The sequence below is a fragment of the Marivirga lumbricoides genome (assembly GCF_014636295.1).
GTDB lineage: Bacteria > Bacteroidota > Bacteroidia > Cytophagales > Cyclobacteriaceae > Marivirga > Marivirga lumbricoides.
In genome coordinates this window covers 1-12747 of the sequence record NZ_BMEC01000004.1, presented here as the reverse complement: position 1 = coordinate 12747, position 12747 = coordinate 1, and the positions used below count along the sequence as shown (strand labels likewise).

Annotated in this window: 7 protein-coding genes; 6 read left to right on the top strand and 1 reads right to left on the bottom strand. The window is 36.3% G+C overall.

Going from position 1 to position 12747, the window contains the following annotated elements; translation table 11 throughout:
* Window positions 1–34: 34 nt before the first annotated feature.
* The gene (dnaG, locus tag IEV85_RS07030; RefSeq protein ID WP_188461650.1) at window positions 35–1957 is read right to left on the bottom strand and encodes a DNA primase; all 1923 of its coding nucleotides are present in this window, start codon (window positions 1955–1957) and stop codon (window positions 35–37) included.
* 235 nt (window positions 1958–2192) lie between these two features.
* Between dnaG and IEV85_RS07025 the strand changes: the two genes are divergently transcribed.
* The 6 genes from IEV85_RS07025 (at window position 2193) to IEV85_RS07000 (ending at window position 12496) form a co-directional block, all read left to right on the top strand.
* Complete coding sequence (locus tag IEV85_RS07025; protein WP_188461648.1) at window positions 2193–3287, top strand: Mrp/NBP35 family ATP-binding protein; 1095 nt, start codon at window positions 2193–2195, stop codon at window positions 3285–3287.
* Between the two features lie 6 nt (window positions 3288–3293).
* Window positions 3294–3569, top strand: a complete 276-nt coding sequence (locus IEV85_RS07020) for a NifU family protein (RefSeq protein ID WP_188461646.1) — start codon at window positions 3294–3296, stop codon at window positions 3567–3569.
* 144 nt (window positions 3570–3713) lie between these two features.
* Window positions 3714–6674: a M43 family zinc metalloprotease gene (locus IEV85_RS07015; RefSeq protein ID WP_188461644.1), complete on the top strand. Its 2961-nt coding sequence runs from the start codon at window positions 3714–3716 to the stop codon at window positions 6672–6674.
* A 337-nt stretch (window positions 6675–7011) separates the two neighbouring features.
* Window positions 7012–9678, top strand: coding sequence for a D-alanine--D-alanine ligase family protein (locus IEV85_RS07010; protein ID WP_188461642.1), 2667 nt, complete (start codon window positions 7012–7014; stop codon window positions 9676–9678).
* A 102-nt stretch (window positions 9679–9780) separates the two neighbouring features.
* Window positions 9781–10569, top strand: coding sequence for a PASTA domain-containing protein (locus tag IEV85_RS07005; RefSeq protein ID WP_188461639.1), 789 nt, complete (start codon window positions 9781–9783; stop codon window positions 10567–10569).
* 10 nt (window positions 10570–10579) lie between these two features.
* A complete protein-coding gene (locus IEV85_RS07000) occupies window positions 10580–12496 on the top strand; it encodes a T9SS type A sorting domain-containing protein (RefSeq protein WP_188461637.1) in 1917 nt (638 codons plus the stop codon).
* The last annotated feature ends 251 nt before the right edge of the window (window positions 12497–12747 follow it).

Below are 12747 nucleotides of genomic sequence, written 5' to 3'. Positions count from 1 at the left end.
TACTGCATTTATACTTATCAAGTTCAACGCCTTCTTATTTCACCACAACCATTCCTAAAAGATTTCCAATCTCCAACTTTGCCTGATTGAGCTGCATTTGATATTGCAAAAGTTTACTTTCCTCCTCTACCGATGTGGCAGCACGAAGTTTCTGCGTATTCTGGTCAAAAAGATGCAAAATAGCCCTATGTTTGAGGCGCAGCACATGAATATAAATTGAATCATTCAAAATATGTTTTTCATGAACTGTATAAATCTGAAACTTATTTTCCCAGTTCTCACTTAATGTATACCTATCAGTAAACAATGAAAATATAGCTTTTCTCACTTCTTCAGAGCCATTTTTTATAAAATAAGCTTCATTCAAAATTTTACCTTCTGCTAAATTCAACTTAAATTCCTGTAAGATCTCCGAATATACCGGGTGAACAAATTCAGCATCACTCAACTCCTTAAGCAGGTACTCCACCACCAATGTATTTTCAGCAACCGGCAAATCTCCATAACTAAGCAGAAGTCTTACACTTTCCTTTTCCTGAATGGCGGCCACCTCAAAAGGAGAATATTTCTTCTGAATCTGCTCAGGAGCCTGGCTAAAGCTTTCACTCAATTGATTAGCCTGCCTTTGTGTAATATCACCTTTAACCTGTTTTTCCCTGAGTAGTATCTTATTCTGCTCGGCCACCAATATTGCCTCATCTATTTCAAGTATATCACTACACTCTTTAATATAGATGGCACGCTTTACAGGATCAGGAATTTTAGCAATAGACCTAACTATATCCTGAATGGTTTCTGCTTTTCGAATCGGATCTTTTTTAGTTTCCTGAAGCAGTAAGTCTGATTTGAAACGAATGAAATCTTTAGCATTTTCAGTGAGGTAATTCTTAAAAGCCTCCTCTCCCATTTTCTGAGAATAGCTGTCCGGATCTTCACCATCCGGAAAAAGGACTACCTTAACGTTTAACCCTCCTTCCAAAATAAGATCTATACCTCTTAGTGAGGCTTTAATTCCTGCAGCATCACCATCAAAAAGGACGGTGATATTTTGACTGTACCTCCCTATCAATTTAATTTGATTTGTAGTAAGAGAGGTTCCTGAAGAAGCCACCACATTTTTTACTCCTGACTGATGAAGCGAAATCACATCAGTGTACCCTTCCACAAGATAACAATTCTCAAGGTTTCGGATGTGTTGCTTGGCCTGCGAAATACCATACAGCACATCGCTTTTGTGGTAAACCTCAGTCTCAGGAGAATTTATGTACTTAGGTTGCTTTTTGTCATTTACTAAAATTCTTGCGCCAAAAGCAATAGGCTTACCTGCAATAGAATGTATAGGAAAAATGACTCTGTTTCTAAATCTATCGTAGGTTTTATCTTCTTTTTTAATAATAAGTCCAGCTTTCTCCAGCAATTCCTCAGAATGTCCTGCCTTTTTTGCTGCATTTAGTAAGCCATCCCAATTATTGAGAGAATAACCCAGATCAAATTCTTCAATAGTATTTTTAGAAAACCCCCTCTCCTTAAAATAACTTAAACCAATGGACTGTCCCTCTTCATGGTGATGTAAGAGGTTCTTGAAATATTCGGCAGCAAAATTTAAGATAATGAATAAACTTTCCCTTTCATTATATTTCACCTGGTCCTCAGGCATCAGTTGATCCTCTTCTATTTCAATGCCATATTTTTCAGCCAGTTGCTTAATAGCTTCAGGGAAACTCAACCCTTCCAAATCCATGATGAATTGAATGGCATCACCTGCCTTACCGCAACCAAAACACTTATATATTCCTTTATTTGGAGAAACTGAAAACGAAGGAGACTTTTCTTCATGAAAAGGACAGCAGGCCCATAGGTTTTGACCTTTCTTTTTGAGCGGTACAAAATCAGAAACTACTTCCTCTATATCAACACGCTCTTGTACATCCCGAATAGTTTTTTGACTTAAATTCATTGGTAATTACTTAATTCATTGTTGGAGTTACTTTGTCTAAACAAACCTAAGCAATAGTTAATTATGCAAGGGTTATAAACTCAAACTGATAACGATTTTCTGAATTTACTCTGATTTTTTCGCCTTTAATGCAAGCTATTTACAACTAATTACGGTCTAACATTGTTAGCTAATTTGAATAAGTTTAACTTCGCAATGCGATTAGCAAAAGTAAGTTTTTTTAAGCAAACATTTTATGGCAATTACACAAGATAATATATTAAAAGCATTAGCTCAAGTGATGGATCCTGACCTAAAGAAAGATTTGGTCAGTTTAAATATGATTAAAGATATTAGCATAGATGGCAATGCTATTTATTTTACAGTTGTATTAACCACGCCAGCCTGTCCTTTGAAAGAACTTATCAAAAATGATTGCATAGATGCTATTCATAAAAATGTAGGGGCTGATTTTCAGGTTTTCCCTAATATGACTTCAGATGTTACCTCAACCAGAAGTACTGCTCCTTTACTTCCCAATGTAAAAAATATTATTGCGATTGCTTCAGGTAAAGGTGGGGTTGGTAAATCTACTGTTTCTGCTAACCTTGCGGTGTCACTTGCACAGTCAGGTGCCAAAGTAGGTTTAATTGATGCTGATATATTTGGCCCATCGATACCTACCATGTTTAATTGTGAGCATGAGCAACCAGAAGTAAAAGAAATAAATGGCAAGAACGTAATTATTCCCATAGAACAATATGGAATTAAGCTGATATCCATAGGTTTTTTAACGCCTCCGGATAATGCAGTGGTTTGGAGAGGCCCAATGGCAAGCTCTGCACTTAAACAATTTTTAGGTGATACAGACTGGGGTGAATTAGATTATTTATTAATTGATTTACCTCCGGGAACCAGTGATATTCACTTAACCATGGTGCAAACTATTCCTGTTACTGGGGCCTTAATTGTTACCACTCCGCAAAAAGTGGCATTGGCTGATGCACAAAAAGCAATTGCGATGTTTAAACAGCCTCAAATTAATGTGCCAATTTTAGGCTTAGTTGAAAATATGGCGTATTTTACCCCTGAAGAACTTCCTGAAAATAAATACTTTATATTTGGTGAAGGTGGTGGATATAAGCTGAGTGAAAGATATGAAATTCCTTTTCTGGGACAGATTCCTTTGGTGCAATCAATCCGTGAAAGTGGTGATTCAGGCTATCCTTCAGCAATGAAAAATGATGTTTCTTCAGAAGCATTTGAAGAAATAGCTAAAAAAGCGGCCAGGCAAATAGCTATTAGAAATGCTAATATGGCAGGAACAACAAAAGTAGAAATGACTAATTAATTTTTTATGGAGATTATAGAGAGAGTTGAGAAAGCATTAGATTCCATTAGGCCTTATTTAGAAGCTGATGGTGGAAATGTAAAAGTGTTGGATGTGAATGATGGAGTGTTAAGGTTAGAGTTATTAGGCGCTTGTGGCAGCTGTCCGATGTCTACTATGACTTTAAAAGCTGGTGTTGAGGAAGCCGTTAAGAGAGCCGTACCAGAAATTACTTCGGTACAGGCTGTTAATATAACCTCGGCAGATGACCCGAATGCAAAATTACCTGAAACTATGAGGTAGGAGAACGTCTTATTAGTAATTCTGTAAACTGTATTTCCTTATTTAGATTAGGAAAATTAGGATATTATGTATTATTTTTAGGAAGTTTTAGGCAGGGAAATTCCCAAATAATCCTCTATTAAAATCAACCTTAAACCATTTAGCATGAGTAAAACACCCTATTTGCTTTTTAACAAAAATTCAACTGGGTTTTTAATTATTTTACTCTTGCTAAATTACTATTCTCTCCATGCCCAAAGATGCCCTGTTCCACAGTTAATTGAAGAGAGAGAGAAATCAAACCATTTTTTAAAAACTGATGAATTTGAAAATTGGTTACAGAAGAAGGTTCAGGAAAGAGCCTTGAAAAACATCTTCCAATCAAGGTCTAGTCAACAACTACAAGTTGAAATCCCTGTTGTTTTTCATATAATTCACAAAGGTGAACAGGTTGGAATAGGAACTAATATTTCAAAAGAAAGAATTGACAGGCAACTAGAGATTCTGAATGAAGATTTCAACAGGCTCAATAAAGACACTACCGAAACACTTAGTCAATTCCTGCCCTTTGCTTCCAATATTGAAATAAAATTCATTTATGCCCGCCAGGACCCGGAAGAATTCGAGACAAACGGTATTGTTCGTATACTGGGCAGTAAAGCCTCCTATAGTTATTCAAACAGGGCAATTCTAAGTGCCGAAAGTTATTGGCCGGCAGAAGATTATTTAAATATTTGGGTAGCAGATTTATCAAGTAGCCTTGGTTGGGCTGAGTTTCCGGTTTCCAATCTTCCCGGCTTGGAAGATGCAAGTAATAATAGGTTAATTGATGGCGTAAGTATTGATTATCAATTCTTTGGAGAAAACCCATCTAGCCCGGGCTTTGAAAGTTTAGGTAGAACGCTAACGCATGAAATGGGGCATTTCTTTGGTTTAAGGCACATCTGGGGTGATGGTGGATGCTCTGTAGATGATTACTGTAATGACACTCCAGAGTCAAATGGGGAAAGTTCAGGGTGTAATTTGAACAAAACTACATGTGGCTCACTTGATATGGTGCAGAATTTCATGGATTACACAGATGATGTTTGCATGAATTTATTTACGCTGGATCAGAAACAGCGCATGAGAACTGTTTTGGAAAATAGCCCCAGAAGGTTGAGCCTAACTACTTCGGTAGGCTTGGAACCTCCACCTGTTTTCGATAATGATTTAGCACTAGTTAGAGTTAACAAGCTGTATACCAGTAGCTGTACAAGTACTTATGCACCTAAAGTTACCATCAGAAATGTGGGACTTTTACCTGCCAACAATTATAAAGTTGTGCTATCAGTGAATGACGTGGTAAAAGAAACAATTGTATTTAATACTGAACTGGACTCCGCTGAATCATTAGAAGTGGATTTTACTCCCATCAATTTTACTCCTGATGAAAAGGGAAATTTCGAATTGGATTATGAGGTGTTTACCGAAGAGGGGCAACCGGATGAAAGAATTAGAAATAATAAAGTAATAGAATTTGTTCAGATACTGGATCAAAAATCTTTACCTTATAATCAGGTATTTTCTTCAGGCTTTGGAAGCTGGCAAGTAAGAAATGAAGATGGAGAAGATACATGGATGATCTTAAACGGACATGCAGGTATCCCATTTTTTGAAAACAAACAAAATATCGGACAAAGAGAGCAATTAATTTCTCCAATATTTGATTTAACAGAACTAAACTCTCCTGAGCTTTCCTTTGTGTTTTCTCAGTCGGCAGATACCCTACCCCACCGTTTTAGTATTTACGCTTCTTTTAATTGTGGAGAAAGTTTTGATCAGCTGGTGTATTCCAGCAATAGTGAAAGCATGCTTACTGCTTATGCTGTTGATACAGCTTTCGTTCCTACTCAAAGACTCGATTGGGATACTATAAAAGTAGACTTGAATTATCTTAAAGACGTTTCCTCAGTTTGTTTTAACCTGGTGGCAGAAAACAGAAATGCCAATAATTTATATCTGAACAAATTTACTATCTCTGAATCTCTTAATGCACATAAGGAAGTAACACCCACCCGGTGGATTAGTTTCAACTCTCTTTATTGTGATGAAGCAATAAGCGGTGTATTAGAAGTTAAGAATACAAGCAGGAGCTTTGTTAACTCCTTTTTAGTGGAAGTGTATGAGGGTAGTACTTTAATTTATGCCGAGGAGATAGAAGAAGGACTTTATGTAGACCAACCCATAAGAGTCGAAATCCCTCCTCTTAGTACCGGAAACTCAAATGGTAATTTAAAGGTAGTAACCTCCCTTATTGAAGAGGGTGAAAAAATTGAGAAACACATATTTTTCCCCTTTAAAGAAGACTGTAGCGTTGAATTGCCCCCTTTAAGGTTGTCCCTAAGAAATAATGAACGAGACAATTGGTTTACTTTTAATCCTGACAATAATAGCACCTGGATTTACGATAAGGATTTGGATGTAGTTAGCAGCAACTCCTCAATTATTCCACTTCAACAACAGGAGGATTGGTTAATCTCTCCACTTCTTGATGTTAGCAGGGTTATTTATTTAGGTTTAATTTTTGAGATTGCCTATAACAAGCCCTACCGCCAAAGTGAAGCTTTTGAAATACTGCTTTCAGATGAAAACGGAGAAGTTTTCACGACTTCAATTTATAGTAAAGAAGGTGACTCGCTAGCTACAGCTTATACAAACAATGAATCAGAAAAGCTGGTTTGGAGAAATGAATTTATTGATCTCTCCCCTTTTGTTTATAAAGAAAAGATAAGACTGGCTTTTAAAGCCTCTCATGATAATGGGCAGAATATTTATTTAAGGAATATATCCTTTTTTGTAGGCCAAACACCTCCTCCTGCTTTCCCGGCTGGAACCAGAGAATTTGTTGTATATCCGAACCCTGCCAATGACAGGATCAACTTACATCTAAATCTGGATAATGCCTCTCAAGGCTCATTTACTATCACTGACTTACAGGGAAATGTAATTTTAGATTTTGAAGAGCCCAAAATCTTAAATCAATTCCTTACTTTTGATGTATCGTCTCTTGCTGTAGGCATGTATATAATCCATATTCAAACTGATAATTTAAGAAGTAGTGCAAAATTTATGGTTAGAAGATAATTTTAAATTTCTTGTTCGCTCCTAAATAGTTCCTCTATTTTCCACCATCCTATTAAAACATTGCTATTGATAACCTTTTCCTAAATACAATGATAAGTGCTAAAGAACACTTACTTTTGTGGTGAATAAGTCAGCTAGATGACAAGATGATCAATTTCGTTGGAATTCCGTAGCTAAGCAGTATTTTTATGCTTTAAAATATGAAAGTACTCAAACAGAAAGGATGCTTTCATAACTTTTAAAACTTAATATGTATGAGTAAGGAATTGATAATTAACTAAGAATGATAAGGTTATCATTTCTTGCCAACCTCAACTAATAAAACAATTAGATATAAATGAAAGTAGGTATATTTTTCGGTGGTCAGTCCAGAGAAAGAGAAATTTCTTTTGCAGGTGGAAGAACGGTGTATGACAACCTAAACAAATCCATTTTTGAAGCTGTTCCCATTTTTATTGATAGTTTTGGACACTTTATACTGCTGGATTGGCAATTTATTTATAAAGGAACAATTCGGGATTTCTATCCCCCTGTGGAGTTTATGCCTGCTTCAAACAATCCTATACAGATTTATGCGGACTCTTTAACTGATTTGACAGAGGAAGAGTGGGATCAACTTATTTCTAAAGTAGGAAAAAAATTAACTCCGGATCAGCTCACCCACTATGTTGACTTCGCTTTTTTAGCTTTACATGGTCCTTATGGTGAAGATGGTAATATTCAAGGTCTTTTAGAATGGTATGGAATACCTTACAGTGGGGCAGGGATTTTACCTTCAGCAATTGGGATTAATAAAATAGCTCAGAAGCAACTTATAAGTCAATCTGGATTTGCTGTTCCCAGGAGCCGGATCTTATCCAAAACTGATTGGGATAAAAATAATAAGGAAAAGATATATGAAGTATTAAAAGCTGAGATTGGGCTTCCGATGGTGATTAAATCTCCACATCAGGGTTCTTCAATTGGAGTAAGTATTTTAAATGACGATGATGTCAGTAAATTTGAAGCTTTAATTCAAAAAAGCTTCTTTATTCAGGTGATTAACCCTTCTGAGTGGAAAAGCTTTTCAGAAGAAGAAAAAATTAAGTTCATTGCAAGGTTGGTTGATATTCGTGAAGGAGTTGGTTTACCTGTTTATGCAAATGAACTACTTATTAATACTCCGGATGCGCTCATAAACTACCTAAATAAGCAGGAAGATGAGGTTCAATTAAAAGCTTTACAAACGGAAGATCAACTTCTAATTGAATCATTTATTGAAGGTAAAGAGTTTTCATGTATTGTAATCCAGGACGAAAATGGAAACCCTATTGCCTTACCCCCTACAGAAATAAGAAAAGGAAAGGACGTATTTGATTACAGATCAAAATATCTGCCCGGTATCAGCAGAAAAATTACTCCCATTAATGAGGATTTAGATGTAATAGAAAACATCAGAAGATCCTGCTCCAGCCTATTTAAAGCATTGCAGGTAAACGTATATGCCAGAATTGATGGTTTTGTTGGTAAGGATGGACAAATCTACCTTAACGACCCCAACACTACTTCGGGGATGTTACCCTCTTCTTTCTTTTTCCATCAGGCCGCAGAAATAGGTCTAAATCCTTCACAGTTTTTGAGTTATATTATCAGAACCTCACTAGCCGAAAGATTGAAGAGCGGGAAAAATCATCGCTCTATTCAGCAAATGATTATCCAATTAGATGAGAAGCTTCAGGCACTGAAAACACAGGAGGAGAAAAAAATTAACGTAGGAATCATAATGGGAGGTTTTTCTACCGAAAGACATATTTCTGTAGAAAGTGGTAGAAATATTTTTGAGAAATTATCTTCCTCTACTAAGTATTTTCCAATTCCTATCTTTTTAACCGGTAACGAGGCTAAACACGAATTATACGTGTTGCCTATAAACATCATGCTAAAGGATAATGCCGATGATATCAAAGAAAAATTGAGTGATTTCCATGTGCATCCGGTAATAGAACAGATTAAATTTGAATGCGAAGACATCACTCAAAAATATGCTGCCCATGCTATTACTGAATTTCAAAAAATAGCTTATAGCGATCTTGTAGATAAAATAGATGCCGCTTTTATAGCGCTCCACGGCAGACCGGGAGAGGATGGTGCCGTGCAGACAGAACTTGAAAAACTAGGCATTCCTTATAACGGATCCGGAGTTGAAAGTTCTCAGGTTACAATCAACAAATTTGAAACCAATGAAAAACTGAGAAAGCATGGTATTTTAGTAGCTGATCATCAACTTATTTTTGAGGAAGAATGGAATCAAAATAAAGACACAGTTATACAAGAAATTGAAGAAAAACTAAGTTATCCTCTCATAGCAAAACCTGCTGATGATGGATGTAGCTCAGCTGTTAAAAAAATAAAAAACAGAGAAGAACTGGAAGCATTTGCAGGAATGATGTTTCGGCCTGAAGCCCAATTTATTGAAGAGCTTGCTCATGTGCTCCATCTTAAGCGAAATGAAGAATTTCCTCAAAAAACATTTTTCTTATTGGAAGAACTCATTGAAAAGAAAGATGCTGCACATTTTCTGGAAATCACAGGAGGTTTACTTACCCACTTTGATGCCAATGGAAAAATACAATATGAAATATTTGAGCCTTCCGAAGCGTTGGCTAGTGGCGAAGTGTTAAGCCTGGAAGAGAAATTTCTTGCAGGTGAAGGGCAGAATATTACGCCAGCACGCTATACAAAAAGCTTATCAGATTATGAGAAAGTGGCAAACCAAGTAAAAGAAACTTTAAGAAAGACGGCAGAAGTGCTTTCCATTGAGGGGTATGCAAGAATTGATGCTTTTGTAAGAATTTATGATGATTTGAGAGCGGAAACTATTATTATTGAGGTTAATTCATTACCAGGAATGACCCCGGCCACCTGTATTTTTCATCAGACAGCCATAAATGGGTACAAGCCTTATGATTTCATCGATAAAATTCTGGAATTTGGTATGAAACGGATTCAAAAAACATCGGTATAAATAATTGATAACAAAATTTTACAGCTACACTGCTACGTTTCTATTAGAAATAAATAACCAGGATAGCATAAGTTATTACAAAGCAAGAACAAATACATACACATGAATATTAAAAACAGTTCGTTAAAGGCAATATTGATTAATATAGGAATTATCATAGGCCTCGCTATTATTATTATCACTTCATTTTTCTACATTTATTTGCCTGCCACTACAAATCATGGAGAAAGTATTACAGTTCCGGATTTATCAGGTTTACAACTGCAAGAACTGGATGAATTTTTAGTTTCTCGTGATTTAAGATATGAAGTAACTCCTGATTCAGGATATTCTGCAGAATACCCTCCTTTTACTGTCCTGACTCAAACCCCGAAACCAGGAGATAAAGTAAAAGAGAATCGGAAAATTTATATCTCAATTAATGCGGTAAATCCGCCTTTGGTAAAAATGCCAAAACTGGTTGACGGCTCTTTAAAGAATGCACAAATGATCCTTGAAAGCTATGATTTGCAATTGGGAGAGATTATCTATGAACCTCATGAATTTCAAAATGCAGTATTAAAGCAACAAATTGACGGTGAAGAAATAGAAGCAGGAAGCGATATAGCAAAAGGCTCTGTAATTGACCTTGTGATTGGTAATGGACTAGGAAGACCGTTTTCCATGCCCAACCTGAAAGAATCTATGCAGGAAGATGCAGAATTTATAATTCAGGGAAGCGGACTGAGGTTAGGTACTGTTCACCAAAAAGACGTAGCAGATAAAGCTGCAGGATTAGTTATACAACAATACCCTAATGCAGGCGAATCGGTAAGAACCGGAGGCAGAGTTGATATTTGGGTAGTCGCTTCAAAATCAGAAAGTGAACTGGAAGTACCTCGGGAACAATAAAAGTAGCTTAATGACATATAAATTCACTTTTACTATCCTTCTTTTTTTACTTAAGCTTAGCTCTACTATTGCTCAGCTTACTGAACTGCCAATAAATTTTTCATCGCACTCAGCCAATACAAGAAGAAATACTTTGGTAGAAAGTGATACTATCAATCTGCCCTTTTGGGATGACTTCTCCAATGTTAGATATACCGTTGATTCAACTATCTGGTTGCATGGTAAAGATGTCTTTGTAAGTAACTCAAGATCTTACTTACCGCCCTCATATAATGTTGCTATATTTGATGCTTTTGACGGCAATGGCAATGCCTATTCTACCAATATATTGGCAAAAGGATTAGCAGATAGTCTGGTTTCTAAAAGAATTGATCTTTCTTCCTATACCACTAGCAGCAATGTTTTCTTAAGCTTCTTCTGGCAGGAAAGCGTAGGCGAACAAGCACCAGATGGAGATGACTATCTTATTTTAAGTTTCAGAAACAGCGATAACGAATGGGAAGAAGTTTTTAGGCAAAATGGCAGCGGCTACAGTTCGGACACGCTGGTACTCTTCAACCAGGTTTTTAAAGCTATCAACCAAAACAGGTTTCTCCATAGCGGTTTCCAGTTTAAATTCCAGTTATTCAGCAATTTGGCGGGAGATTTTGATGTATTTAGTGTAGACTATATTTATCTGAATGAAGGCAATACTCCCGTAAACACTCAAAATAATGCCTACGATTCCTACGAAGACAGAACATTCTCCAAAGAACCTGGCACCATCTTCAGCAACTATTATGCAGTACCGCTAAAGCACCTTACTGAAGAATGGTTAAGCGAAAAAATTCAATCTACTACAGTTATCTACAATAACCTTTGGGCAGGAAACGCGAATAATCCTTTATTTGCAACAGAAATATTCGGGATTTTAACTGACACACTTAAGCAAAATCAGATTATTGATTCCGCTCAAATAAATGGTAATTTCCTTACCCAAAATCAAGATACCGCTCAGTTTACAGCACAAGTAAGAAATAAAGAGCAGCTAATTACTTATCTATTGTCTGAAAAGGAAACTGAAGATTCAGTTTATCTTGAATTGCAACTGAACTTAGGCACCACAGACAGCTTATTCTTTGAAACCATTAATGGCACTACAGTATATTATCCTGACTTAAGTTTCCGGAGAAACGATACTGTATCAACTATTTATCCGCTGCATAATTTCTATGCTCAAGATGATGGCACAGCGGAATCTAGCATTTTGCTCAATTCCAAAAATTACCTGCTAGCACAGGAATTTGACATTATTGGTGAAAATTACATGACAGCTATTGATATTTATATCCCTAATTTAGGTCAAAATGCAGGTACAAAAAACATCACTTTATTAGTATGGGATGAGCTTACCAATAGCGAAACTAATATTCTTGCAGCTCAAAATGTGTTGGCAAACCCTGCACAGGGCACCAATCAGTTCCAGCGTTTTATATTAGAGCGACCGGTTTATGTGGGGGGCAAAATTTTTATTGGCTATAGAGAAGAAAATGACGAACCCGTTTCTATAGGATTTGATAAAAACAGTAACAGTGCTACCAATTTATTTTATAACCAAAGTGGCACATGGGAAGCTAATACTTTCTTTCAGGGAAGCGTAATGATTAGGCCGGTTTTTGACAGAGCCAATGTTACCGTGGCCAATAAACCTAAACAACAAACTCCCGAATTTTTCCTTTATCCTAACCCTAGTAAAGGCTCATTGAAATATGATGGAAGTTTTGATTCAATAGAGATTTACGCTTTAAATGGACAGCGCTTAATGCATAAAGCCGGGAATGACAGCTCAAAATCAATAGATATATCGCATCTTAAAGATGGAATCTATTTTGTTAAGATTATTAATCAATCTACAGTATCTACTCAAAAGATTATACTGAAGAGGTAACAACAGTCCTGGAAAGACGCCAGCAATAAAAAAGCCGGAAAGATTTTCTCCGGCTTTTTTAGGGCATCACTTTTAAATAAAACCCACTAAAATAGAGGTAATTAGCTGTATTAATCTATAGAATAAAACCCCGAAATTAGCTAGATAAAGCTTTTTTCGGGGTTTTTGATTTGTTAAATTGTAGTGTCTAATCACAATTAACACTGCAATATATGAGAGATCAAGAGCTTTTCCAACCGCAAGATTACTTA

Excerpts from the sequence above, each read along its gene's own strand:
- IEV85_RS07005 (WP_188461639.1), top strand. The coding sequence starts at position 9,781 with ATGAATATTAAAAACAGTTCGTTAAAGGCAATATTGATTAATATAGGA.
- IEV85_RS07015 (WP_188461644.1), top strand. The coding sequence starts at position 3,714 with ATGAGTAAAACACCCTATTTGCTTTTTAACAAAAATTCAACTGGGTTT.
- IEV85_RS07020 (WP_188461646.1), top strand. The coding sequence starts at position 3,294 with ATGGAGATTATAGAGAGAGTTGAGAAAGCATTAGATTCCATTAGGCCT.
- dnaG (WP_188461650.1), bottom strand. The coding sequence starts at position 1,957 with ATGAATTTAAGTCAAAAAACTATTCGGGATGTACAAGAGCGTGTTGAT.
- IEV85_RS07025 (WP_188461648.1), top strand. The coding sequence starts at position 2,193 with ATGGCAATTACACAAGATAATATATTAAAAGCATTAGCTCAAGTGATG.
- IEV85_RS07000 (WP_188461637.1), top strand. The coding sequence starts at position 10,580 with ATGACATATAAATTCACTTTTACTATCCTTCTTTTTTTACTTAAGCTT.
- IEV85_RS07010 (WP_188461642.1), top strand. The coding sequence starts at position 7,012 with ATGAAAGTAGGTATATTTTTCGGTGGTCAGTCCAGAGAAAGAGAAATT.